The 24690-nt window shown below is 70.5% G+C and carries 24 protein-coding genes; 10 read left to right on the plus strand and 14 right to left on the minus strand.

Annotated elements, in window-relative coordinates; all coding sequences use genetic code 11:
• Positions 1-35: 35 nt before the first annotated feature.
• From ACWD02_RS08065 to ACWD02_RS08075, 3 genes are all read right to left on the minus strand, one after another.
• Complete coding sequence (locus ACWD02_RS08065) at positions 36-368, minus strand: DUF3817 domain-containing protein (protein ID WP_451206001.1); 333 nt, start codon at positions 366-368, stop codon at positions 36-38.
• A gap of 68 nt (positions 369-436) precedes the next feature.
• Entirely contained in the window at positions 437-946 is a 510-nt protein-coding gene (locus tag ACWD02_RS08070; RefSeq protein ID WP_363308244.1) for a MarR family winged helix-turn-helix transcriptional regulator, read from the minus strand.
• A gap of 10 nt (positions 947-956) precedes the next feature.
• Entirely contained in the window at positions 957-2285 is a 1329-nt protein-coding gene (locus ACWD02_RS08075; protein ID WP_451206004.1) for an MFS transporter, read from the minus strand.
• Positions 2286-2357: 72 nt separating this feature from the next.
• Here ACWD02_RS08075 and ACWD02_RS08080 point away from each other — a divergent pair, with 72 nt between their 5' ends.
• Positions 2358-3344 carry a DUF5937 family protein gene (locus ACWD02_RS08080; protein ID WP_451206007.1) on the plus strand — a complete coding sequence of 329 codons (987 nt, stop codon included), beginning with the start codon at positions 2358-2360 and terminating at the stop codon, positions 3342-3344.
• Between the two features lie 81 nt (positions 3345-3425).
• The gene (locus ACWD02_RS08085; protein WP_451206009.1) at positions 3426-4457 is read left to right on the plus strand and encodes a glycoside hydrolase family 6 protein; all 1032 of its coding nucleotides are present in this window, start codon (positions 3426-3428) and stop codon (positions 4455-4457) included.
• Positions 4458-4486: 29 nt separating this feature from the next.
• On the opposite strand, the gene ACWD02_RS08090 is transcribed toward ACWD02_RS08085, so the two are convergent.
• The 5 genes from ACWD02_RS08090 to ACWD02_RS08110 all read right to left on the minus strand — a co-directional run bounded on the left by ACWD02_RS08090 (position 4487) and on the right by ACWD02_RS08110 (position 10642).
• The gene (locus ACWD02_RS08090) at positions 4487-6451 is read right to left on the minus strand and encodes a galactose oxidase-like domain-containing protein (RefSeq protein ID WP_451206014.1); all 1965 of its coding nucleotides are present in this window, start codon (positions 6449-6451) and stop codon (positions 4487-4489) included.
• 3 nt (positions 6452-6454) lie between these two features.
• Positions 6455-8284, minus strand: a complete 1830-nt coding sequence (locus ACWD02_RS08095; protein WP_451206017.1) for a glycosyltransferase family 2 protein — start codon at positions 8282-8284, stop codon at positions 6455-6457.
• A gap of 353 nt (positions 8285-8637) precedes the next feature.
• Positions 8638-9270, minus strand: coding sequence for a TetR/AcrR family transcriptional regulator (locus ACWD02_RS08100; RefSeq protein ID WP_451206019.1), 633 nt, complete (start codon positions 9268-9270; stop codon positions 8638-8640).
• Positions 9267-9950, minus strand: a complete 684-nt coding sequence (locus ACWD02_RS08105; RefSeq protein ID WP_451206022.1) for a DUF4166 domain-containing protein — start codon at positions 9948-9950, stop codon at positions 9267-9269. The genes ACWD02_RS08100 and ACWD02_RS08105 overlap by 4 nt, the downstream gene beginning before the upstream one ends.
• Complete coding sequence (locus ACWD02_RS08110; protein WP_451206025.1) at positions 9950-10642, minus strand: hypothetical protein; 693 nt, start codon at positions 10640-10642, stop codon at positions 9950-9952. The genes ACWD02_RS08105 and ACWD02_RS08110 overlap by 1 nt, the downstream gene beginning before the upstream one ends.
• An 11-nt stretch (positions 10643-10653) precedes the next feature.
• On the opposite strand from ACWD02_RS08110, the gene ACWD02_RS08115 reads away from it, so the two are divergent.
• Entirely contained in the window at positions 10654-10788 is a 135-nt protein-coding gene (locus tag ACWD02_RS08115) for a hypothetical protein (protein WP_451206028.1), read from the plus strand.
• 19 nt (positions 10789-10807) lie between these two features.
• On the opposite strand, the gene ACWD02_RS08120 is transcribed toward ACWD02_RS08115, so the two are convergent.
• Complete coding sequence (locus ACWD02_RS08120; RefSeq protein ID WP_160507269.1) at positions 10808-11101, minus strand: MTH1187 family thiamine-binding protein; 294 nt, start codon at positions 11099-11101, stop codon at positions 10808-10810.
• Complete coding sequence (locus ACWD02_RS08125) at positions 11098-11442, minus strand: DUF3817 domain-containing protein (protein WP_363209321.1); 345 nt, start codon at positions 11440-11442, stop codon at positions 11098-11100. The genes ACWD02_RS08120 and ACWD02_RS08125 overlap by 4 nt, the downstream gene beginning before the upstream one ends.
• Positions 11443-11633: 191 nt before the next feature.
• On the opposite strand from ACWD02_RS08125, the gene ACWD02_RS08130 reads away from it, so the two are divergent.
• The 4 genes from ACWD02_RS08130 to ACWD02_RS08145 all read left to right on the plus strand — a co-directional run bounded on the left by ACWD02_RS08130 (position 11634) and on the right by ACWD02_RS08145 (position 14336).
• Complete coding sequence (locus tag ACWD02_RS08130; RefSeq protein WP_451206031.1) at positions 11634-12272, plus strand: AIM24 family protein; 639 nt, start codon at positions 11634-11636, stop codon at positions 12270-12272.
• Position 12273: 1 nt separating this feature from the next.
• The gene (locus ACWD02_RS08135) at positions 12274-12924 is read left to right on the plus strand and encodes an AIM24 family protein (RefSeq protein WP_451206034.1); all 651 of its coding nucleotides are present in this window, start codon (positions 12274-12276) and stop codon (positions 12922-12924) included.
• Between the two features lie 8 nt (positions 12925-12932).
• A complete protein-coding gene (locus tag ACWD02_RS08140; protein ID WP_451207399.1) occupies positions 12933-13739 on the plus strand; it encodes an AIM24 family protein in 807 nt (268 codons plus the stop codon).
• Positions 13740-13859: 120 nt separating this feature from the next.
• Positions 13860-14336, plus strand: coding sequence for a MarR family winged helix-turn-helix transcriptional regulator (locus ACWD02_RS08145; protein WP_363209318.1), 477 nt, complete (start codon positions 13860-13862; stop codon positions 14334-14336).
• 3 nt (positions 14337-14339) lie between these two features.
• Here ACWD02_RS08145 and ACWD02_RS08150 read toward each other — a convergent pair whose 3' ends face one another.
• The gene (locus ACWD02_RS08150) at positions 14340-15773 is read right to left on the minus strand and encodes an ATP-binding protein (RefSeq protein WP_451206036.1); all 1434 of its coding nucleotides are present in this window, start codon (positions 15771-15773) and stop codon (positions 14340-14342) included.
• On the minus strand, positions 15770-16438 hold the full coding sequence (locus ACWD02_RS08155) for a response regulator transcription factor (RefSeq protein ID WP_451206039.1): 669 nt from the start codon (positions 16436-16438) through the stop codon (positions 15770-15772). The genes ACWD02_RS08150 and ACWD02_RS08155 overlap by 4 nt, the downstream gene beginning before the upstream one ends.
• Positions 16439-16583: 145 nt before the next feature.
• On the opposite strand from ACWD02_RS08155, the gene ACWD02_RS08160 reads away from it, so the two are divergent.
• Positions 16584-17297, plus strand: a complete 714-nt coding sequence (locus ACWD02_RS08160) for a PepSY domain-containing protein (RefSeq protein ID WP_451206041.1) — start codon at positions 16584-16586, stop codon at positions 17295-17297.
• A gap of 344 nt (positions 17298-17641) precedes the next feature.
• On the opposite strand, the gene meaB is transcribed toward ACWD02_RS08160, so the two are convergent.
• Both meaB and ACWD02_RS08170 read right to left on the minus strand, forming a co-directional pair.
• The gene (gene meaB, locus ACWD02_RS08165) at positions 17642-18598 is read right to left on the minus strand and encodes a methylmalonyl Co-A mutase-associated GTPase MeaB (protein ID WP_451206043.1); all 957 of its coding nucleotides are present in this window, start codon (positions 18596-18598) and stop codon (positions 17642-17644) included.
• Between the two features lie 58 nt (positions 18599-18656).
• Positions 18657-19859 (minus strand): acetyl-CoA C-acetyltransferase, encoded by a 1203-nt coding sequence (locus ACWD02_RS08170; protein WP_451206046.1) that lies wholly within the window; start codon positions 19857-19859, stop codon positions 18657-18659.
• Between the two features lie 136 nt (positions 19860-19995).
• Here ACWD02_RS08170 and mce point away from each other — a divergent pair, with 136 nt between their 5' ends.
• Positions 19996-20436: a methylmalonyl-CoA epimerase gene (gene mce / locus ACWD02_RS08175; protein WP_451206050.1), complete on the plus strand. Its 441-nt coding sequence runs from the start codon at positions 19996-19998 to the stop codon at positions 20434-20436.
• A gap of 231 nt (positions 20437-20667) precedes the next feature.
• Positions 20668-24585 carry a polarized growth protein Scy gene (gene scy / locus ACWD02_RS08180; RefSeq protein WP_451206053.1) on the plus strand — a complete coding sequence of 1306 codons (3918 nt, stop codon included), beginning with the start codon at positions 20668-20670 and terminating at the stop codon, positions 24583-24585.
• Positions 24586-24690: the final 105 nt, after the last annotated feature.

The raw sequence follows: 24690 nt of genomic DNA on the forward strand, positions 1-24690 counted from the left end.
GGCTCACCGCCACGGGTCTCTCCGTGGCGGTGCGGTTACGCCTTGGCGGTGACCGGGGAGCCGTCGGTGATCAGCGGCTCGACGTCCCGTGCGACCTTGCGCTCGACGAAGAACGCGGCGGTGGGGATGGTGCCCGAGACGAGGACCCAGAGCAGCTTCCCGAACGGCCACTTCGCCTTGGAGCCCAGGTCGAAGGCGAAGATCAGGTAGATGATGTAGAGGACGCCGTGGACCTGGGAGACGACCAGCGTCAGGCCCTCACCCTTGTCGAAGCCGTACTTGAACACCATGCAGGTGCACAGCACGAGCAGCATGACGGCGGTGACGTAGGCCATCACCCGGTATCGGGTCAGCACGGATCGCTTCATGCCCACGAGCGTATCGGCCCGTTTCACACGATCTTCGGGCGGCCCCGGCACGAACGGAACCCGAGGTTCTACTGCTCCTCGAAGTCCTCGGCGGCCACCCGCAGCGGCCTCAGCATCGCGAAGATCTCCGCGCACTCCTCGGCGTCGTACACCCCGAGCCCGAAGTCCATGGCCATCAGCTCACGGGTGGCCGCCTCGACCACCTCGCGGCCCTTCTCCGTGATGGAGGCGAGCGTGCCGCGCCCGTCGTTCGGATTGGGGCGCTTGTCGACGAGGCCGGACTTGACGAGGCGGTCGACGGTGTTGGTGACGGACGTCGGGTGGACCATCAGGCGCTCGCCGATCTTGGACATCGGCAGCTCGCCGGCCTGCGAGAACGTGAGCAGGACCAGCGCCTCGTACCGCGCGAAGGTCAGTCCGTAGGGCTTGACGACCGCGTCGACCTCGCCGAGCAGGATCTGGTGCGCCCGCATGATCGAGGTGATCGCCCCCATGGCCGGAACGGATCCCCAGCGCTGCTTCCAGAGCTCGTCGGCGCGGGCGATGGGATCGAAGGGGAGGCTGAGCGGCTTCGGCACGCCAAAGACCTTACCCGCCGGTCACATGGTGGTCAGCCCCGTCTCGCGATCCGGTCGTCTGTTCCCGGGGGTTGGCGGGTTCGCCGTCGGCCGTACGGCGTGTGGCGCGCACCTCGGCCGCCAGAGCGAGGCAGCAGACCGTGCCGAGCACACCCGACGCCGTGACGACGGTGCTCACCGCGAAGAACTCCGCCGCGAGCCCGGCGAGCGCCATCCCGACCCCCTGGATCGTCATCAGTCCCGCCGTGTGCACGGTCATGGCCCGCCCGCGCAGCTCCTCGGGGACGGCGTCGACGAACCACCGGTCGACGCCCAGCGTGTACGCCGACCCGGCACCGGCGAGCACGAGGGCGAGCATCGCCCACAGGAGCCCCGGCGTGACCACGTACACCGTGAGCGGCAGCAGCGTGACGGACGCGAGCGGCAGGGCGACGCGGGCCCGGGAGGTCGCGGAGAGCACCGACCCCGCGTACAGCTCGGCGGCGATCGTGCCTACCGGCAGCGCGCACATCAGGAGCCCGACGCCCGCTACGCCGACTCCGATCTGATCGGCGTACGGAGCGGCGAGCGCCTCCGGGGCGACCATGAACATCGGCGGCGCCCAGAGGAGGAGCAGCAGCGCCCTGATCCGCCGGTCGCCGAGCACCTGCCCGGCGCCGCTGAGCGAGTACCTCACCAGGGCGGAGCCGCCGCCTCCGCGTGCGGGCCTGCGCTTGGTCCCCCAGCGCAGCAGCAGCGCCGAAGCGGCGAACGTACCGACGGTGATGAGGAGCGCCCCGCGCGGCGACACGACGGTGAGCAGGACGCCGCCGAGCCCGAACCCCACGAGCACGGAGCTCTGCGAGACGATGCGGAGCAGGGAGCGCCCGAGGATGAACAGGTCACCGTCCCCGAGGATGTCGGTGAGGGTGGCCATCCGCGTCCCGTTGAACACCGGCGACACGAGGGCGATGACGCACCGCAGGGCGAGCAGGGCGAAGACGGGCGTGGCGGGCAGGGCCATGAGCGCCGCGCACCCGGCACACACCGCGTCGCACAGCACGAGCACCCGGCGCGGCGGATACCGGTCGGCGATCCCGGACAGCAGCGTCCCGCCCACGATGTAGGGCAGCATCCCCAGGGCGAAGGTGAGCGCACTGAGCAGCGGCGAGCCGGTGATCCCGTACACGAGCACGGTGAGCGCGACCTCGCTGACGATCACGCCGAGCAGCGAGAGCGCGTGGGCGACGAAGACGGCGCGGAACTCGCGGATCGTGAAGAGGCGGAGATAGCCGGTGGGTTCGGGGGCGGCAGGTCCGGGGGCGGCAGGTAAGGGGGCGGTGGGGTTCTCTTCGGGCATGCCCGCACCCTGCACGCGCGCGTGCCCGTCGCCCTAGAGTTTCGGTTCCAGGCGAAACATGGGGGTGAGCGTGTGCCGAACCGGCTGCACTTCGGGCCCGACGATCTCCTGCGGTGCCGGTTCGCCGTGTCGCCGCTGTGGGAGACCCAGGAGGCCGTACGCACCCTGAAGCGGCCCGAGCGGCACGGCTACCACCCGCGGTGGCTGCGGCGGATCCGCGGGGCGGGCACCGGGCTCGAACTGGAGGCCCTGTGGCTCCTGATGCCGGTGCGCGGCTACACCCCGGACTTCATCGGCCCTCCCCCCATCGGCCCCGCCGCCACCTTCGACGAGGAGATAGCGGCCGTGCGCGCGGCCGACCCCGAGGCCGCGCGGGCGGAACTGGCGCGGGCGCTGGCCTGCACCCCGGGGGCCGCCGAGTCCCCGCGGGGGCGCGCGCTGCTCGCCGATCCCGTGCGCGCGGTACGGGAGTTGGCCGCTGCCATGGAGGCCGCCTGGCGCACCCTGGTCGAGCCGGACTGGCCACGGCTCCGCGCGCTCCTGGAGGCGGACGTCGCCTTCCACTCGCGGCGGCTCGCGGAGGTCGGCCTCGGCACGCTGGTCACCGAACTCGACCCGCGGTTCGCCTGGGACGCGGGCACGCTGACCGTCGCCGGGCGGGACGACCATGTGCGGCAGCTGGCGGGGCAGGGCCTCGTCCTGATGCCCAGCGTCTTCGCCTGGCCCGACGTGGTGGGCGGCCACGAACCGCCCTGGCAGCCGACCCTGGTCTATCCCGCGCGCGGCCTCGCCGGGCTCTGGACCGAGCCGGACGGGCACGCCGCCGAAGCGCTCGTACGGCTCCTGGGGCGGGGCAAGGCCTCCGTCCTCGCCGCGCTCGACGACCCCGCCACCACCTCGGCCCTCGCGCACCGCCTTGGGCTCGCCCCCTCGTCGGTGTCCGCGCACCTGGGCGCCCTGCGCGGCGCTGGGCTGCTGGTCTCGCGGCGGTACGGCCACCAGGTGCTCTACGAACGCACTCCGCTCGGCATCGCGCTGGCGGGCGGCGGGGGCATCTGAGGCCCGCCCCGGTGTCGTAACCAAGGGTGATTGGCCCCTTATGTAACGATTGCCCGGTCACCGTCGCCCATAGGGGGCTGGATGTACCGGCTGCTCCGCACGTTCACCGCACTCACGGCCCTCACGGCCCTCGGGCTCACGGCAGGGTGCTCCTCCGAATCCGGCACGAAGGGCGAGGAGCGGGCAGCCACCGAGGCCGGCGCCTCCCCCGCCGCCACCCACAAGGCCCGGCAGAGCACCTTCTGGGTCGACCCGCAGAGTGCCGCCGCCCGGCAGGTCAGGCAGTGGGAGCAGGAGGGGCGCACCCAGGACGCGGCCGCGCTCAAGCGGATCTCCGAGCAGCCCATGGCGGTGTGGCCCGCGGGCGACGACCCGGCCCCGGACATCAAGGCGGCCGTCGACGGCGCCGCGCAGGACGACCGCACCGCCGTGCTCGTCGCGTACAACATCCCGCACCGCGACTGCGGCCAGCACTCCGCGGGCGGCGCGCAGAGCCCGGAGTTCTACGGGCAGTGGATCGACAGGTTCGCGGGGGCCATCGGCGACCGGCCGGCCGTCGTCGTCCTCGAACCGGACGCGATCCCGCACATCGTGGACGGCTGCACCCCCGCCGAGTACCACGCCGAGCGCTACCAACTGCTCTCCGATGCCATCCAGCGGCTCAAGCAACAGCCCCGGGTGAAGGTCTATCTGGACGCGGGCAATCCGGGCTGGATCTCCCAGGCGGCCAAGCTCGCCGAGCCGCTCCAGCAGGCGGGGATCGCGCAGGCGGACGGCTTCTCGCTGAACGTGTCGAACTTCCAGGACGACGAGACCATCAAGGCGTACGGCCGCGGCCTCTCGGGGATCGTCGGCGGCAAGCACTTCGTGATGGACACCAGCCGCAACGGCAAGGGCCCGCTCGCCGGTGACCGCGAGGACGCCTGGTGCAACCCGCCGGGGCGCGGTCTCGGCACCCCGCCCACGGACAAGACCGGTGACGCGCTGCTCGACGCGGTCCTGTGGATCAAGCGGCCCGGCGACTCGGACGGACCGTGCCGGGGCGGCCCGGCGGCCGGCCAGTGGTGGCCCGACTACGCGCTCGGTCTCGCGCGCAACGCCAAGGCCACCTGACCGCGGCCACCCGGTCCGGGCGGATCCGGCTACTTCCCGCCCACGTGGATCCACTTCGCCTCGGACGACGTGCCGTCCTGGTCCGTCACGAAGAGCATGTACCAGCCCGGCGGCACCAGCGCGGTGTCGCCCCTGGGAACCTCCACCGTCACCTCGCCCTTGCCCTTGCTGAGGCCGAGCGCGATCGACCGCTGCTCGACGTCCGTCGTGTGCGTCACCGCGCTGGGGCGCATCAGACGGGCCGAAGCGATCTTCCCGGGGCTCTTCGTGCGGAACGTCGCCCGGCCGTCCGCCGCCAGTTCCTCCGGGCCCTCGCCGAGGACCGGGCGGTTGTCCCCCGCCTTGTGCAGCGCGGGCGGCGTGAACACCTCCATGCGCTGCTCGAAGTGGCCGAGCTTGGTGTTCTGCTGGTTGTCGTAGAGCGGGTCGGAGCCGAAGGTGACGACCCGTCCGTCGGGCAGGAGCAGCGCCTCGGAGTGGTAGTTGCGGCCCACCTTGGGGGACGCGGCCTCCCGGAAGCTGTTCGACTTGGGGTCGTAGAACTGCGCCTTGAGGATGTTGCTCGCCCCGCGCCCCCGGTAGTCCTTGGAGCCGTTGGCCGTGAAGACCGAGTCGTCCGGCAGGATCACGCTGTTCAAGTAGCGGGTGCCCTGCGGAAGTTCGGGGCCCGTGCGGAAGGCGGGCCGCTTCTCCTTGAGGTCCACCACGGCCGTGCGCCGGGTCGCCTTGTCGGACTCACCGACGCCTCCGCCGCCCAGGATCATCACCTTCTGGTCCTGCGCCGGGGGCAGCAGGAGGGACGCGGACGTCTCGGTCTGGTCGAGGTCCACGAGGCCGGGGATCTTCTCGAACTTGTTGGTCTTCAGGTCCCAGAGACCGGGCTCACGGCCCTTGTCGGCGGGGCCGTAGCCCGCGTTCGACGCGGGGTAGAAGAGCTTGCCGCCCTTGGTGAGGAAGAGCGCCGGGTAGGTCGGGAAGTAGCGCTTGGGGCCGTCGGTCCACTTCTTCGTCCTCGGGTCGTAGATCTCGTTGTCGCCCGGGTCGATCTTGCCCACGTCGTCGAGTCCGGAGACCGCGAGCACCTTGCCGTCGTCGAGACCGACGAGCGTGGGGTACCAGCGGGCCTTGTCCATCGGCTCCACGGGGACGTACTTCTCGGCCTTCGGATCGAACTCGTACGCCGCCTTGATCCCCTGGAAGTCCTGCTTGTCCATGGTGATCTTCTCGGCGATCCCGTACGCGTTGTCCGCTTCCTTGCCGGTGAGGCCCTCGATCTCGTACTGCGCGGACTTCTGCGTGGCGAACTCCTCGCCGTCCCGGGTGGCCTCGACGAAGACGCGCGCCTCGCTCGCCTTGACCGTCGTCTTCCAGGGCTTCATCACACCGGACTTGGTGTACGTGATCTCGTAGTCCCGCTCGGCCTTGGGCACCTTGACGTCGAACTTGCTCACGTACTCGACGCCCGAGGGCGAGCGGAAACGTGTGCCCTTCTTGAGGACGATGGCCTTGTCGGGGTTCTCGTTCTTGACGCGCATGCCGCCGCCGGCCCGGTTGATCTCGCCGTCGAGGAGTTCGTAGCGCGCCGTGCCGCCCGCCACCAGGAGCCGCCCGTCGGGGAGCTGGGCGTGGCCCGAGCAGAAGAAGTCCTCCGGGGTCCTGATCTTCTTGAAGGTGTCGTTTCTCGGGTCCCAGAGGATCGTGTCGAAGGCGCCCTTGTCGAACTTCTTCTGCTCGTTCCCCGAGCCCGCGACGATCAGGACCTTGCCGGTGTGCAGGAGCGCGGCGTGGATGGCGTTGGTGCGGAACTCCTCGGGGATGCCGATCTGCTTCCAGGAGCCGTACTTCGCCTTGTAGCCGGGCTGGGCGATCTTGTACTCGTAGTACTGCTCCTCGGCGAAGGAGAGTGCCGCCGGTGCGTTGAGTCCGACGAGCAGCGCGCCCGCCCCGACACCCAGGAGTGTCTTCTTCGTCCGCTGAGAGGGCCGGTATGCCATGGGTCAGTTCCCTCCTGTCGTCGTACCGGTGGCGAACGCCGGCTCCGGCTCGCCGTCCGCGGCCGCGGCGCCGATGCCTTCCGCGTCCTGCCTGCCGCGCCGCCGCGCCCGCTCGCGGGCCTCCTTGCGCCCCTCGCTCGCCCTGCGCTCCTTGAGCAGCGTGAAGCACCAGATCGTGACGGGGGCCAGCGAGATGACCAGGGCGAGGACGGCCCAGGTGCGCATCGCCGCGTGGGTGTGGCCGAGCACGAACGAGGCGACCAGCGAGCTGGTGAGCACCGCCGCCCAGAAGAGGTGGATGCGGAAGGTGAGCAGCCGGTCGGGGCTCGCGTCACCGCCCTTGGGCGTGACCACGAAGCGGCTCGGGCGGCGCACGACGGCGGCGCCGAGCGACTTGGCGTAGATGGGCGCGGAGAGGGCGGACATCCCCATCCCGGCGAGGCCCCCGGAGCCGGCCGGTTCGTGCGGGGAGACGTTGTGGCGGCGGTTCCACAGGTAGAGCCCCACCTGGAGGGCGGCGGCGTCGCTGTAGAGCATCAGCCAGACGGAGGCGGCGACCTGCGTCCCCGATGCGCCGAACCAGAGGAAGAGGACGCAACTCAGGACGCCGAGCAGCCAGTTGACCGCCGTCATGGGGTAGTAGACGAGCATCATCGTGTACGAGAAGAGACGGCCGGGCGGCATCGTGAACGGTGCCTTCCAGTACTGCTTGATCAGCGTCTCGTACGTCCCGCGCGACCAGCGCATCTGCTGGGTGAAGAAGTCCGTCCAGGAGGCGGGCCCCTCGCCGACGGCGAGCACGTCCGGGGTGTAGACGGACCGCCAGTGGCGCTTGGTGGCGGGGTTCTTGTGCCGGTGCAGCTCGAAGCCGGTCGCCATGTCCTCGGTGATGGAGTCGAACAGACCGCCGACCTGGCGCAGCGCCTGGATGCGTACGACGTTGTTGGTGCCGACGAACATGGGAGCTCGGTAGCGGTTGCCCGCGCGCTGGATCAGCGCGTGGAAGAGGAACTGCTGGGATTCGGCGGCCTTGGTGACGGGGCTGTCGTAGTTCCCGTACACCTGAGGCCCGACGACGAAGGCCACGTCCTCGTCCCGGAAGTAACCCATCATCCGCTCCAGGAAGTTGGGAAGCGGAACGTGATCGGTGTCCACGGAGGCGAAGAAGTCGTAGTCGCCGCCGTGCATCGCGAGCCAGGCGTTGTAGTTGCCGTGCTTGGTGCGGGCCTTGTGCACGCCCTTCTTGCGGTTCCACTCGGGCACGCCTTTGCGGGTGAAGTGACGTACGTCGAGTTCGGCGCAGAGGGCCTTGGCGTCCTCGTCGTCCCCCTCGTCGAGGAGCCACACGTCGAGGGGGCCGGTGTGGTGTATGCCCTTCGCGCCCTCGAGGGTGGCGCGGACCATGCTGAGGGGCTCCTTGCCCGGGACGTACGTCGTGAGGAACGCGACGCGGGTGCCGGGTTCGGGGGTGACCGGTATCGGGTCCCTCGCCATCATCGTCGCGTGGGCGATGGACACGACGTTGACGAGCATGAAGAGCTCGATCAGGCCGATGGCCACGAGCATCGTGATGTCGAGCCCGATGAGCCAGCTGTCGGCGCCCTCGCGTTCGGTCCAGTGGCTCGGCCACACGAGGTAGACGAGGAGGAGTCCGGTGAGGATGGGCGCGAGCGTCATCAGGATGACCGCTCGTATTCGGTGGGGCTCACTGGAGAGAAGCTTGTTGTACTGCACCCGATAGCGGCCGCCTTCGCCGCTGCCTTCGCCGTCCGGCTCCGTGAGCGGTCCGGCGAGTGTGCTGTGGGTGTCGTAGTCGTAGCCCTCCGGCCGCACAGCGCCCTCCAGGTCGTGGGTGATCTGGCTCTGGCAGGTTCAGGTGCGAACGAGCCGATAACCACACAAAAGTGGAGTTTCCCCGGCGTGTCGAACGGGACGCGTCCGTGCGAGCGGTCTTACGGTGAGCGGTTCGGCCGGGGTTATGGGCCGGAACCCCCCGGGGCACGAGTCGAACGACGTTGCTCCGTCTGTGAACGCCGGGCGGACAAGGCTTGTTCGACCAGAGGCGGATGCGGGGCAATCGGGCGGGTGGGCGGAAAAGGCTTGTTCGACCAGGAGCAGACCCTGGGCAATCAGGCGGGTGGGCGGGAAAGGTCCTTACGGAGCCCACCCACCGCAGGGGGCCCAGCTCAGGACCGCGTAACCCGCCGTAGGCGACTCCGCATGGCGCGCTGGGCAATCGGCCCCAAGTCCTCGACGGCCGTCACCAGGACGGACAACTGCTCCAGAGCGTCCAGCGCCCTCTCCGCCCCCGCCGCGTCCACCCCCTCGTACAGCTCCACCCCCACGAAGGACGCCGCCACCGCCCGCGCGAGACCCACGGGATCCGCGAACTCCCCCAGCGGCGTCGCCGAGAGGACCCGGACCAGGACCTTCTCGATCTCCTCGATCCAGAGGGCGAGACCCGCCGCCGTCGCGGGGGCGAGCCGAGGCTGCGTCTGGGCCCCCGCCAGAAGCTGGCCGAGGACCGCGACATGTCCCGCGGCCCTCTCCTCCGCGTGCATCTCACGGCCGAACTCAAGAAGTTCGGCCAGCGAGGACACCGCGTCGAGCCGCTCCCGGTAACGCGCGACCCGCTGCTCCGAGCCATGACGGCAGGCCGCGGCCAGAAGCTCGTCGACGGACCCGAAGTGGTAGAAGACCAGCGCCTGGTTGACCCCGGCGGCAGCCGCGATCGTCCGCGCGGACGTCTTCGCGATGCCCTGCTCCGTCAACGTACGCAGCGCCCCTTCGAGGAGCTTCTCCTTCGTGCCGGCGCTCACGCCCTCGCCTCCTCGCGCAGGGGCCGCAACCCCGGCCGCACACCGCAGCCGCGGACATCCGCGTACTCCGCCGCGAAGGAACCCTCGTACCCGAAGAGCGGCCCGAAGTGCCGGTTCACCACCCTGACCTGGATACGGAAGCGGCCCGTGGAGTCGTCGTAGGACTCCCGCACCTCCGCGTCACCGCCGACCAGCTCGGGGACCCGGACATCCACCGGCCCCTCCCGGAAGCGGTGCTCCCCGGAGCGGATCAGCAGGGAGCCGTCCGGCTGGGCACGGAGGTGGAGGTCGCTCGCGAGGTGCTGGTGAGTGCCCAGGTAGTCGAGGATCCGGTCACCTTTGGGGCCCAGGACCATCTGGGCGTCGAAGCGGCGGTAGCGTCCTGGCAGATCGAAGGTGCGCACGAAGCTCACCGTCTCACGGCCGAAGGTGTCGACGTACGGCACGTTCTCGATGGTGAAGGGCACGTGGCGGCCCGCCCGGGGGACGAGGATGTTGCGCGTGCCCCCGAGGGCCAGGAACGGCTTCACGAAGCCTCTGCCGTGCCAGATGCGATCCATGACGCCCCGCCCCGTGCACGCCTCGCCGCTCGCCAGGCCGACGGAGAAGCGGCGCTGCAGCTGGGGGTGCAGGCGGTCGAAGTCGGCGCCCATCACCGTACGGAAGATCGATGTCCGCATCACTTCTCCTGAAGGGTCGCCAGAACACGCGGCGCACGCGTGCGTGGCGGTGGATTGCGCAGGCAGCGGCGCGCCGCCGGCGTCGTCGGCAGCGGCGGCAGGACGAAGGCGAGCGCCAGGACCGCGGGCGCCACCATGGGCGCGGCGAGGGCGGCCGCGGCCACGCACCCGACGCGCACCCCCACCTCGGCCAGCGCGTGCAGCAGTTGGCGCTCGGGTGTGATCCCGCGCTCCAGCCAGAGCCGGAGCCGGTCGAAGGACCAGGCCGTGGCCCAGCCCATCAGGGGGCGGAAGACGGCACGGTCGGCGAGCACGCCGAAGCGGCCCCAGCGCGGCCGGTAGTCGTAGCCGGTGAGGAAGCGGATGCCGCCGCCAGGGATGGGGACGTAACGCCAGTAGCCCGAGCCCTCCTGGAGGAGCGACAGCGGGTGCGGCGAGGCGAAGCGCAGCGCGGACGTCCTGGTGCCGTCCGCGCGCCACTTCTCGCCGGCGGAGATCCCGGTGCCCGCGACGGTCAAAAAGGGCAGTACGCGCGTGCCGTACCGGAAGCGCCGCGGCTCGCCCGGAGCCTGCGGCAGGTAGTCGATCTCGGTGAAGCGGAGGTCCCAGCGCTGGTGCTGGGACGGCTCCTGGGTGCGTGTCCAGAGCTCGTCCAGGTCGGCGTCTATGCGCGCTTCGACGTACAAGCTCATGGCATGCCCCCATGTCAGTCCCATGTCAGTGCAGTTTTGAGCGACTGCTCAAGTTGACCATGGTGACCATAGAGGCTTTTGAGCGACTGCTCAAGTCAGCGAACAAGGAGAAGCCCTCGCCGTCGGACGGCGAGGGCTTCTCCTAGGGCACTGGAAGGGCGGCGGCTACGCGGAAAGGTGTCGCTCCACCGTCTCGACCTTCGACGTCATCCCGTCCGTCACTCCGGGACGGATGTCCGCCTTCATGACGACGGAGACGCGCGGCGCCCGCGCCTCGACCGCGGCGACGGCGCGTTTGACCACGTCCATCACCTCGTCCCACTCACCTTCGACCGAGGTGAACATCGCGTCGGTCCGGTTGGGCAGCCCGGATTCGCGGACGACACGGACCGCGTCGGCGACGTACTCGCCCACGTCCTCGCCGACGCCCAGCGGGGTCACGGAGAAGGCGACGATCATGCGCTCACGACGCCTTCGCGGCGGGCGCGCGACGCGATCACCGCGGCCTCGGCCTCACGCTTGAGCTTGCGCTCGGCGAAGAAGCCGCCGGCCGGCAGGACGGAGAGGACGAAGTAGAGGGCGGCCGTCTTGAGGTCCCACTTCGTGCGGTTCCAGGCGTCGAGCCAGAACAGCACGTACAGCACGAAGAGCACGCCGTGGACCATGCCCATCACCGGCACGGCGTTGAACTCCGTGGTCCGCTTCAGCACCGAGCAGACGATCAGCAGCAGGAAGGAGACGGCCTCGGGGGCCGAGACCAGACGGAGGCGGCGGAGTGCGGAAGCGGTCTTGATGTCCACGGATCACCTTCGGTGTGAGGCGGGAGCGAGGGGCGGGGCCGCCCGGCGGCATCGATCCGGCGATCACGACGACCGGCGATCTTGTGAATGCGCGCACAAGCGACCCCCATTGTGACATCGGGGTGTTCTCCGGGTTCCCTCAGGGGCCGTTGCCCTGTTCCGACCCCATATCCGACGGCTACCGTCGATACGTGGCAACGTTCCGACTGCAAGGCAGCAGGGTGCTCGCCGTGGACATGACCGGCGACGCCGTCAAGGCGAAGAACGGCTCGATGGTCGCGTACGACGGCCAGATGGCCTTCAAGAAGATGACCGGAGGCGGCGAGGGGATACGGGGCATGGTGACCCGTCGTGTCACCGGCGAGCAGATGACGGTGATGGAGGTGAAGGGGCACGGCACGTGCTGGTTCGCCGACCGCGCCACGGAGATCAACCTCGTGCAGCTGCGCGGAGAGAAGCTTTTCGTCGAGGCCGGCAATCTCCTGTGCACGGACGGGGGCCTGCGCACCGGCACCCAGTTCACCGGCGTCCGCGGCGCCTCCCAGGGCAATGGCCTGTTCACCACCACCGTCGAGGGCTCGGGGCAGGCGGCGATCATGTCGGACGGCCCCGCGGTGGTGCTGCGCGTGAGCCGGCAGTTTCCCCTGACGGTGGACCCGGGGGCGTATGTCGCGCACCAAGGAGACCTCCGCCAGAACCTCCAGTCGGGCGTCACTTTCCGTACGTTGCTGGGCGAGGGCGGCGGCGAGGCCTTTCAGATCCGCTTCGAGGGCGAGGGGCTGGTCTATGTCCAGCCGAGCGAGCGGACGACGATCGCGGGGGACGTCTGACATGCCTTTCCGGGAGATCAACTCGAAGATGGTCGAGGCGACCGTGCTGCCGGGCCAGCGGCTGTTCAGCCAGCGCGGCGCGATGCTCGCCTACAAGGGAGACGTGGCGTTCACGCCCAACATCCAGGGCGGCCAGGGCGGCCTGGCCTCCATGATCGGGCGCCGGGTGGCCAATGAGGCGACCCCCCTGATGACCGTGGAGGGCAGCGGCACGGTGCTCTTCGGGCACGGCGGCCACCACATCCAGGTGATCACCCTCTCCGGGGACACGCTCTACGTGGAGGCGGACCGGCTGCTCGCCTTCGACGGAACGCTCCAGCAGGGCACGATGTTCATGGGCTCGCAGGGCGGCGTCATGGGCATGGTGCGCGGCCAGGTCACCGGACAGGGCCTCTTCACGACCACCCTCAAGGGACAGGGCGCGGTCGCCGTCATGGCGCACGGCGGGGTCATCGAGGTCCCGATCACCCCGCAGCGCCCGGTCCATGTCGACCCCCAGGCGTATGTGGCCCACCACGGGGACGTACGCAACAAACTCTCCACGGCGCTCGGCTGGCGCGACATGGTGGGGCGGGGCTCGGGCGAGGCGTTCCAGCTGGAGCTGTCCGGAAGCGGTGCGGTGTACGTCCAGGCGTCGGAGGAGAAGCTGTGAACCCCTCAATGCCCTCGGGGGCGCCCGCGCCCCTCGACCCGATGACGCTGCCGAGCGACGACAGCGTGAACGCGTACACCTTCTGCGTGGAGCTCAAGGGGAGCCAGTGGTTCCTGCAGAAGGGAAAGATGATCGCGTACTACGGATCGATCGAGTTCAACGGCATCGGTCACGGCCGCCTGGACCGTCTGGTGCGCACGAGTTTTCATTCGCCCCTGCACGCGAGCGACTGGGTGGTGGCCGACGGCCAGGGCAAGATGCTCCTCGCCGACCGGGCTTTCGACGTGAATTCGTACGACCTCGAAGACGGCAACCTGACCATTCGCTCGGGCAACCTCCTCGCTTTTCAGCCAACTCTCGCGCTGAAGCAATCCATCGTTCCGGGCTTCCTGACCCTGATCGGAACCGGAAAGTTCGTGGCCGCGTCGAACGGCCCGGTGGTCTTCATGGAGCCGCCGATCCGGGTGGACCCGCAGGCCCTCGTGGGCTGGGCGGACTGCCCCTCGCCCTGCCATCACTACGACCACGGATATCTGACCGGGGTCATCGGGGGCGTGCGGGCACTGACCGGGATCGGGGGAACCTCCGGCGAGGAGCACCAGTTCGAGTTCGTGGGAGCGGGCGCGGTGCTCCTGCAGTCCTCGGAGGCACTCATGGCCGAGCACGCGACGGGCGCGGTGCCGCATCAGGCGGGCGTTCCGGGCGGTCATGGCGTGCCGGGTCAGCACGGGCAGCATGGTCAGCACGGCCAACAGCCGGGACAACCACGCCTTCCCGGACAACTGGGGGACCTCCAGCGTCGCTTCGGCCTGTGAGCGGTAGTCTGCGGAGTGTGACGGGCGAACGCCTGTGCCCCTCTGACAACTGGGGGTCAGAGGCGCGTGTCACACACCCACATTCGTTCACCTTTCAACTTCTTAGGTAGAATCGATTCCATGGAGACCGATACGGCCCCGCAGTGGCTGACCAACGAGGAACAGTGCGCCTGGCGCACCCACGTAGAGGTCAACAGGATGCTGACCTATCAGCTCGAGAAGGACCTCCAGCCGTTCAACCTGACCATGAACGACTACGACATCCTCGTGCACCTCTCCGAGTCCGAAGAGAAGCGGATGCGTATGAGCGATCTCGCGGCCGCCACACTGCAGTCCAAGAGCCGCCTGTCCCATCAGATCACCCGCATGGAGAACGCGGGCCTTGTCCGCCGGGAGAACTGCGAGTCCGACCGGCGCGGGCTCTACACCGTCCTCACGGACGAGGGCATGGAGACCATGCAGCGGGTCGCCCCGCACCACGTGGACTCGGTCCGCAAACACTTCGTCGACCTGATCTCACCCGAGGCGCTCGGCGAACTCCACAAGGCCCTGACCCCGATCGCGGAACACCTCCGCGCCCAGCGGGGCAAGCCCTGACCCTCACCGGGTGACGGCAGGGACCCTGAGCTCGAAGAGCGCTCCCCCACCGGGAGCCTCTTTGACCGTGAGGGTCCCGCCGTGCCGCGCGGCGACGTCGCGCGCGATGGCGAGGCCCAGCCCCGCCCCGCCGTCATCCCTGGTGCGGGCGTCGTCGAGGCGGACGAAGCGCTCGAAGATCCGGTCGCGTTCGCCTTCCGGCACACCGTCTCCGTCGTCGGAGACCTCAAGGACCGCCCACGCCCCGTCGACGCGGGTGGCGACCGTGACGTGAGAGCGCGCGTGGCGCTGCGCGTTGTTCACCAGATTGCCGAGCACGCGCGCCAACTGGCTCCGGGAGCCGGTGACATCGACGCTCTGCAGATCCATGCGGACGTCGGCGCGGTCCCGGATGCGCTGCGAGAGCTCCTCGCGGGCCAGCGCCGCCAGGTCCACATGTCCGCCGCCCGGCTTCTCGCCCGCGTCGAGGCGGGCCAGGAGGAGCAGGTCGGCGGCCAGTTCCTGAAGCCGTACGGTGTCCTCGACCGCACCCTCCACGTCCAGCAACTCCGGGTGAGCAGCGCCCACTTCGAGCTGTGTGCGCAAGGAGGCGATGGGGCTGCGCAGCTCGTGCGAGGCGTCGGCCACGAAGCGGCGCTGACGTTCCACCGAGGTCTGCAGGGCGGCGAGCGTCTCGTTCGTCGTCGTGGCCAGGCGGGCGATCTCGTCGTGCGTGTCCGGCTCGGGCACGCGGCGCGCGAGGTCCTCGGACGCGGTGATCGCCGCCATCTCGGAGGTGATCGCGTCCACCGGCCGCAGGGCGCGGCGCGTCACCAGCCAGGTCACCAGGGCGATGACGGCCAGGAGCAGCGGGAAACCGATGAGCATGGACGTCAGCGCCGTGGACACCGCGCTCTGCCGGGCGGCGAGCGAGGCGCCCGCGTAGACGGTGAGGTCGCCCTTCTTCTCGACGTTCACCTCGACCGCGGCGAAGCGGTAGTCCCGCGTCTCGCCGTCGATGGTGGCGGAGCCCGAGGTGACGTCCGGCGGGTCGTCGGAGACCTCCCCGAGTTCGAGCGCCTCGCCCTCGCTCGCGTCATCGTCATCGTCGTCGCCCTTGGGGGGCGCCGCGGCCGACTGGGGCTTGACCGCGGTCACACCCGTGCCGCTGATCCTCTGCAGGTCCTCGGTGGCGGCGACCAGCCTCCCGTCGCCGTCGACGATCTGGACCGGATGGTCCTCGTCGTCCAGGTCCAGGTTGTCGTACGGCTCGTTCCCCGCGAGCCGCGTGGCCACCCCGCGGGCGGCGGACTCGGCCTGCCCGCCGGCCTGGTCGGTCAGGTTCGCGCGCAGCGAGAGCAGCACGGCGGCGCCGGCCGCGACCAGCGCGACGGCCACGACGAGACTGGCGCCGATCGTGGCGCGAGCCCGTACGGAACTCAGGAATCGCTTCGTCATCGGGGGGTCTCCAGGCGGTATCCGGCGCCGCGCACCGTCTTGATCAGCTGCGCCCCGAGCTTGCGCCGCAGCGCGCTGATGTAGACCTCGACGATGTTGGGGTCCCCCTCAAAGGCGAAGTCCCAGACGTGCTCCAGGATGTCGCCCTTGGAGACCACCTCGCCCACCCGCAGCACGAGCTGCTCCAGGACCGCGAACTCCTTTGCGGTGAGCGTCACTTCGTCGTCGTCACCACGGAAGACGCGGCGCGCGGCGGTGTCGACCCTGAGGTCGCCGATGGTGTGGACGGGGGACGGCCCCGCGTTGCCGCGGCGGCGCAGGAGCGCCTTCACACGGGCAACGAGCACGACGTACGAGAAGGGCTTGGTGAGGTAGTCGTCGGCGCCCGTGTCGAGCCCCTCGGCCTCGTCGTACTCCCCGTCCTTCGCGGTGAGCATCAGGATCGGTACGTCGTGGCCCGCGGCGCGCAGGGTCGAGCAGACGCGGTAGCCGTTCATGCCGGGCAGCATGATGTCGAGGATGACCAGGTCGTACGTGCCCTCGCTCGCCCGGTGCAGCCCGTCGATGCCGTCGTGCACGACGTCCACGGCGTAACCCTCGGCCGTCAGGCCCTTGGCCAGGGAAAGCGCGAGGCGCTTTTCGTCTTCCACGATCAACAGGCGCATGCGTTCAGGGTGTCAGAGCGAACCTGAAGAGTCCTTCAGGCGGCTTCAGGCTGGCTTCAGGGTCGCTCAGCCAGATTGGTCCATGTCGAAAGCGAACGGCAGCGGCCCACCGGCCGCACAGCCAACGACTCGGGAGGAACCCCTCATGAAGCGCAACATCGTCATCGCCACCGTCGCAGCTCTCGCCCTGGTCGGGGGCGGCACCGCGACAGCGCTCGCCACCACCGGCGACGACGAGTCGTCGGCAGCCGCCAAGAAGTCCAGCGTCCAGCTGAAGGACCACGACCGGGACGACAACGATCGTGACGACAACGACCGGGACGACAACGACCGGGACGACGACCGGGACGACGCCAAGGAGAACAGCGCCGAGGCGAAGGCCGCCAAGGTGACGGCCGCCGACGCGATCAAGGCGGCGCTGGCCGACAAGTCCGGCACTGCGGTCTCCGCCGAGCTCGACGACGAGGACGGCGGTCTGGTCTGGGACGTCGACGTGCTCGGCAAGGGCAGCACGTGGCACAGCGTCCAGGTCGACCCCGGCACCGGCAAGGTGCTCGGCTCGCACACCGAGCAGGACGAGGACGGCGACGCGAACCGCGTGGCCACCGCCCTGAAGGGTGCGTCCGTCAATGCCGAGGACGCGGCGAAGGCCGCCGCCGCCAAGGGCACGGTCACCTCCGTGGACCTGGACGACGACGGCACGGCCAAGGCATGGGAGGCGGAGACGGCCTCCGGCAAGGGTGCGGAGTCCGACTGGAAGGTCGACCTGCAGTCGGGCAAGGTCACGGCTGACAAGTCGGACAGCCACGACGACTCCGACGACAACGACTCGGACGACTCCGACGACTCCGACGACTAATTGCCCCCGTCCCCCCGAAGGGCCGGCCCCGCAGGGACATCCCTGCGGGGCCGACGCACGTCGCGGCGACACCCTGCGGGGCCGGCTCGCGTCGCGGTTACACCCTGCACCGCCGCTTCGCGGCGGATCTTTCCCGCCCGCCCACCCGATTACCCGGGGTGATCGGGTGGGCGGGCGGGGAGATTCGCCGCGAAGCGGCGGCTCGTTCGGCCGCGGGCCCAGCCGGAGCAGCGGAACCGTTCAGCTGCAGGCCCAGCCCGAGCAGCGCAACCGTTCAGCTAGCTGTGGGGCCAGCCCGAGCAGCAGATCCGCTCCTCCACCGGCTCACCTAATCGGTCCCGCCCTCAGCTCGCGGTCAAGCTCGCGATCAGTTCGTCCGCCGCCGCGTACGGGTCAAGGGCCCCCGCCACGATCCGCTCCGCAAGCGCGGACAACCGCGCGTCCCCGTGCAGATCAGCAATCCGCTCCCGCAAAGCCGTGACCGCGATGGTCTCCACCTCGCGCGCCGCCCGCGCGGCGCGGCGTTCCGCGAGGACGCCCCGCTCCTCCATCCACGCCCGGTGCTTCTCCAGGGCCTCGACGACCTCGTCGATCCCCTCACCGCGCGCGGCCACCGTCTTCACGATGGGCGGCCGCCAGTCCCCCTTGGCGCGGGACTCCCCGAGCCCCAGCATGTGGTTCAGCTCGCGCGCGGTCGCGTCCGCGCCGTCCCGGTCCGCCTTGTTGACGACGTACACGTCACCGATCTCCAGGATTCCGGCCTTCGCCGCCTGGATCCCGTCCCCCATCCCGGGAGCGAGCAGCACGACCGAGGTGTCCGCCTGCGAGGCGATCTCCACCTCGGACTGGCCGACGCCGACCGTCTCGACCAGGATCACGTCGCAGCCCGCGGCGTCCAGGACGCGGATCGCCTGGGGTGCCGACCACGCGAGGCCGCCCAGGTGGCCACGCGTGGCCATGGAGCGGATGTAGACCCCGGGGTCGGACGCGTGCTCCGACATCCGGACCCGGTCACCCAGCAGCGCGCCCCCGGAGAAAGGGGACGAGGGGTCGACGGCGAGGACGCCGACCCGCTTGCCCGCGCGCCGGTACGCCGACACAAGTGCCGACGTCGAAGTCGACTTGCCGACACCGGGGGATCCGGTGAGGCCCACCACGTAGGCGTGGCCCGCCAGCGGAGCCAGCGCCGCCATGACCTCGCGGAGCTGCTCGGACGCCCCCTCCACCAGTGAGATCAGCCGGGCCACGGCCCGTGGCCTGCCCTCGCGGGCCTGCGCCACCAGGGAGGGGACGTCCTGCATGTCAGACAGCTCCGTTCCAAGACGTTTGCGAGACGGAAGGCTTGCACGCGCGAACGCGTCAGGCCTTCGCCACCTTCACGATCAGCGCGTCACCCTGCCCGCCGCCACCGCAGAGCGCCGCGGCACCCACGCCACCGCCCCGCCGCTTCAGCTCAAGGGCGAGGTGCAGGACGACGCGTGCGCCGGACATCCCGATCGGGTGACCCAGGGCAATGGCGCCGCCGTTGACGTTCACCTTTTCCGAGGACACCCCGAGGTCCTTCATTGACTGCACCGCGACGGCGGCGAACGCCTCGTTGATCTCGATCAGGTCGAGGTCGGCGACGTCCAGGCCCTCCTTCTTCAGGGCGTGCTGGATGGCGTTCGACGGCTGCGACTGGAGCGAGTTGTCCGGGCCCGCCACGTTGCCGTGGGCGCCGATCTCCGCGATCCAGTCGAGGCCGAGCTCCTCGGCCTTGGCCTTCGACATCACCACGACCGCGGCGGCGCCGTCGGAGATCTGCGAGGAGGTGCCCGCCGTGATCGTGCCGTCCTTGGTGAAGGCGGGGCGCAGCTTGCCGAGCGACTCGGCGGTCGTCTCGGCGCGGATGCCCTCGTCCTTGGAGAACAGGACCGGGTCGCCCTTGCGCTGCGGGATCTCGACCGGGGTGATCTCGGCCTCGAAGATGCCGTTCTTCTGGGCGGCGGCCGCGCGCTGGTGGGAGGCGGCGGCGATCTCGTCCTGCTCGGGGCGTGCGATGCCGAGGCGGCTGTTGTGCTTCTCCGTGGACTCGCCCATGGCGATGGCCTCGAAGGAGTCGGTCAGGCCGTCGTACGCCATGGAGTCGAGCATCTCGATGGCGCCGTACTTGTAGCCCTCGCGGGACTTCGGGAGGAGGTGCGGCGCGTTCGTCATCGACTCCTGGCCGCCGGCGACGACGACGTCGAACTCGCCCGCGCGGATCAGCTGGTCGGCGAGCGCGATCGCGTCGAGCCCGGAGAGGCACACCTTGTTGACGGTGAGTGCCGGGACGTTCATGGGGATGCCCGCCTTGACGGCGGCCTGACGCGCCGGGATCTGCCCTGCCCCGGCCGTGAGCACCTGCCCCATGATCACGTACTGCACCTGGTCGCCGCCGATCCCGGCCCGCTCCAGCGCGGCCTTGATCGCGAAACCGCCCAGGTCGGCGCCGGAGAAGGACTTGAGGGAGCCGAGCAGGCGGCCCATGGGCGTACGCGCGCCCGCGACGATCACTGAGGTGGTACCGGTCGTTCCAGACATGTGCCACGGCCCCTTGGGAGGAGGAGTTAATGAGGGTTTACTTGAATGTACTGAGCGGTACGCCGCGCGTCATCGGGCGTTCGGTGTGATCGCGCGCACGTTGCGTAATCACCGCCGGAAGGGCTGCACTTAAAACATGCTGACGCGAATCGATCACATCGGGATCGCCTGTTTCGACCTCGACAAGACCGTCGAGTTCTACCGGTCGACATATGGCTTCACGGTGTTCCACACCGAGGTCAACGAAGAGCAGGGCGTACGCGAGGCCATGCTCAAGATCAATGAGACGAGTGACGGCGGCGCCTCCTACCTGCAACTCCTCGAACCCACCCGCGACGACTCCGCCGTGGGCAAATGGCTGGCCAAGAACGGCGAGGGCGTGCACCACATCGCCTTCGGCACCGCGGACGTGGACGGCGACGCCGCGGCCATCAAGGACAAGGGCGTACGGGTCCTCTACGAGGAGCCCCGGATCGGTTCCATGGGCTCCCGCATCACCTTCCTGCACCCCAAGGACTGCCACGGCGTACTGACCGAACTGGTCACCTCGGCAGCTCAGGAGTCACCGGAGCACTGACCTCCGCATACTTGGGCCGGTAGGGTTGGGGGCGGCCGTCCGAAGTTCGGGCGGCCGGTCGTCCGTACGCTGGGCGGCCGCTTGCCGGGGTCCGGGTTTCGGGGGACGAGCGTCAGGGCAGCAGCCCATGCTCTGCTGTTGATCTGACACCATTCCCCGTGGGCCCCGTTCGGCGGATGGACAGGGCTCGTAAGAAGAGACTTGCGACCAGGGGACGGATGGGACCGCGCAGTGCGGGGCTACGAACGCCAAGAGAGCTCGCGGGCTGAGACGGACCATCTTTCGCGGTTCGAGGCCGAGATGGACCGGCTGAAGACCGAGCGAGAGAAGGCTGTTCAGCACGCCGAGGACCTCGGCTACCAAGTCGAGGTGTTGCGCGCCAAGCTGCACGAGGCGCGCCGCAACCTCGCGTCCCGCCCTGCCTATGACGGCGCGGACATCGGCTACCAGGCCGAGCAGTTGCTCCGTAATGCCCAGATCCAGGCCGACCAGCTGCGCCAGGATGCCGAGCGGGAGCTGCGCGACGCCCGTGCGCAGACCCAGCGGATCCTCCAGGAGCACGCCGAGCAGCAGGCCAGGCTCCAGTCCGAGCTGCACTCCGAGGCGGTGTCACGCCGTCAGCAGCTCGACCAGGAGCTGTCCGAGCGCCGCCAGACCGTCGAGTCGCACGTCAACGAGAACGTCGCGTGGGCCGAGCAGCTGCGGGCGCGCACGGAGCAGCAGGCGCGCCGCCTGCTCGACGAGTCGCGTGCCGAGGCCGACCAGGCCCTTGCCGCCGCCCGCGCCGAGGCCGAGCGCGTGGCCGAAGAGGCCCGCCAGCGCATGTCGAGCGACGCCGAGTCGGCCCGTGCCGAGGCCGAGGCGATCCTGCGCCGGGCCCGCTCGGACGCCGAGCGCCTCCTGAACGCGGCGTCCACGCAGGCACAGGAGGCCACCGACCACGCGGAGCAGCTGCGTTCGTCCACGGCCACCGAGACCGAGCAGGCCCGCCGCCAGACCACCGAGGCGAGCCGGGCCGCCGAGCAGCGCATGGCGGAGGCCGAGACGGCTCTGCGCGAGGCGCGCGCCGAGGCCGACAAGGTCCTCGCCGAGGCCAAGGAACTGGCGTCCAAGCAGCTCTCGGCCGCCGAGGGGGCCAACGAACAGCGCACGCGGACGGCCAAGGAGCAGGTCGCGCGTCTTGTCGGCGAGGCCACCAAGGAAGCCGAGGCCACGAAGTCCGAGGCCGAGCAGCTCGTCGCCGACGCCCGCGCCGAGGCCGAGAAGCTGATCAAGGACGCCGCCGAGAAGGCGCGCACGATCACCGCCGAGGAGACCGCGGGCCAGCTCGCCAAGGCGGCCCGTACGGCGGAGGAAGTACTGGAGAAGGCGTCCAAGGACGCCAAGGACACGACGAAGGCCGCCACCGAGGAGGCCGAGCGGATCCGCAGCGAGGCCGAGGCCGAGGCGGACCGGCTGCGCGCCGAGGCGCACGACATCGCCGAGGGGCTCAAGGGCACGGCGAAGGACGACACCAAGGAGTACCGCGCCAAGACCGTCGAGCTGCAGGAGGAGGCGCGCAGGCTGCGCGGCGAGGCCGAGCAGCTGCGGGCCGACGCGGTCACCGAGGGTGAGCGCATCCGGGGCGAGGCGCGGCGCGAGGCCGTCCAGCAGATCGAGGAGGCGGCAAAGTCCGCCGAGGAGCTGCTCGCCAAGGCGAAGGCCGACGCGGACGAGCTGAAGTCGGCCGCGACCGCCGAGAGCGAGCGGGTCCGCACCGAGGCCATCGAGCGCGCCACGAGCTTGCGCAAGCAGGCCGAGGAGACCCTGGAGCGCACCCGCGCGGAGGCCGAACGGCACCGCGAGGAGGCCGGCGAGCAGGCCGAGGCCACGAAGTCGGAGGCCGAGGACGCCGCGCGGGCCCTGCGCGAGGAGACCGAGCGGGCGATAGCGGCACGTCAGGCCGAGGCGGCGGACGAGCTGGCGCGCCTGCACACGGAGGCCGAGGAGCGTCTCGCCTCCGCCGAGCAGGCGCTGACCGACGCCCGAGCCGAGGCCGAGCGCATCCGCAAGGAAGCCGCGGACGAGACGGACCGCCTCCGCGCGGAGTCCGCCGAGCGGATCCGCACCCTTCAGTCGCAGGCCGAGACCGAGGCCGAGCGGCTGCGCACCGAGGCCGCCGCCGACGCCTCGCAGGCGCGCGCCGAGGGCGAGAACATCGCCGTGCGGCTGCGTTCGGACGCCGCGGCCGAGGCCGAGCGCCTCAAGACCGAGGCCCAGGAGTCGGCCGACCGGCTGCGCTCGGAGGCCGCTGCCGCCGCCGAGCGCGTGGGTGCCGAGGCCGCGGAGGCGCTGTCCGCCGCCCAGGAGGAGGCCGCGCGCCGCCGCCGGGAGGCCGAGGAGACCCTCAGCTCCGCGCGCGGAGAGGCCGACCAGGAGCGCGAGCGGGCCCGCGAGCAGAGCGAGGAGCTCCTCGCCTCCGCCCGCAACCGCGTCGAGGAGGCTCAGGCCGAGGCCGTCCGCCTCGTCGAGGAGGCCGACCGCAGGGCGACCGAGATGGTCTCCAGCGCCGAGCAGACCGCCCAGTCCGTACGGGACTCCGTGTCGGGCCTCCAGGAGGCGGCGCAGGAGGAGATCACCGGCCTGCGCAGCGCCGCCGAGCACGCGGCGGAGCGTACGAGGACCGAGGCGCAGGAGGAGGCGGACCGTGTCCGCGCCGACGCCTACGCCGAGCGGGAGCGCGCGTCCGAGGACGCCGCCCGTGCCCGGCGCGAGGCGAGCGAGGAGTCCGAGGCCGCCAAGTCCCTGGCCGAGCGCACCGTTTCGGAGGCGATCGCGGAGGCCGAGCGGCTGCGTTCGGACGCCTCGGAGTACGCCCAGCGGTCGCGTACGGAAGCGTCGGACGCGATCGCGTCGGCCGAGCAGGACGCGTCCCGCACCCGTGCCGACGCCCGCGAGGACGCCAACCGCATCCGCAGTGACGCGGCGAGCCAGGCCGACCAGTTGATCGGCGAGGCGCGCAGCGAGGCGGAGCGGCTGCAGAACGAGACGGTCGCGGAGGCCGAGCGGCTCCAGGCCGAGACCATCGCGGAAGCCGAGCGGCTGCGCGCCGAGGCGGCCACGGAGGCCGAGCGGGTGCGCTCGGAGTCGGTGGCCAAGGCCGAGAAGCTCATCTCGGACGCCACGGGCGACGCCGAGCGGCTTCGCGCGGACGCCGCCGAGACGGTGGGCTCCGCCCAGCAGCACGCCGAGCGCATCCGGTCCGAGGCCGAGCGCGTCAAGGCGGAGGCGGCGGCCGAGGCCGAGCGGCTCACCTCGCAGGCGCGTCAGGAGGCCGAGCGGACCCAGGACGAGGCACGCCGGGCCGCCAACAAGAGCCGCTCCGAGGCGGCCGAGCAGGTCGACACGCTCATCACGGAGGCCGCGGCCGAGGCCGAGAAGCTGACGGGCGACGCCCAGGAGAAGGCGCTCAAGGCCACCACGGACGCGGAGGCGCAGGCCGACACGATGGTCGGCGCCGCCCGCACGGAGGCCGACCGTCTGGTCTCCGAGGCCCGGGTCGAGGGCAACTCCCTGGTGGAGAAGGCCCGTACGGACGCGGACGAACTGCTCGTCGGCGCCCGCAGGGACGCGACGGCCATAAGGGAGCGTTCCGAGGAGCAGCGCGACCGCCTCACCGCGGAGATCGAGGAGCTGCACGAGCGTGCGCGCCGCGAGTCCGCGGAGGCGATGAAGACCGCCGGGGAGCGCTGCGACGCGCTGGTGAAGGCCGCGGAGGAACAGCTCGCCGAGGCCGAGGCCAAGGCCAAGGAGCTGGTGTCGGACGCGAGTTCCGAGGCCGGCAAGGTCCGTATCTCCGCCGTGAAGCGGGCCGAGGCGCTGCTCAAGGAGGCGGAGACGAAGGTCGCCGAACTGGTGCGCGACGCCGAGCGGGTCAAGGCGGAGGCGCAGGCCGAGGCGGAGCGTACGGTTGATGAGGGCAAACGCGAGCTGGAGGTTCTCGTCCGGCGCCGCGAGGACATCAACGCCGAGATTTCCCGTGTCCAGGACGTACTGGAGGCGTTGGAGTCTTTTGAGGCTCCGCCGGTCCCCGGCCAGAAGGACGGTGGCGTCAAGGCCGGTGCGGCGGCGGGCTCAACTCGATCGGGTGGCAAGCCGTCTGAGGGCTAGCCAAAGAACATGCTCGCGTGCTTTGTAAGGACCTTCGGCACTGTCGCTGGCAAGTGCTCCGGCGGTTAGCCACTCAAAAGGGGTGTCATTCTCCAGATCAAACGG

This window comes from Streptomyces sp. NPDC002853 (assembly GCF_053591915.1).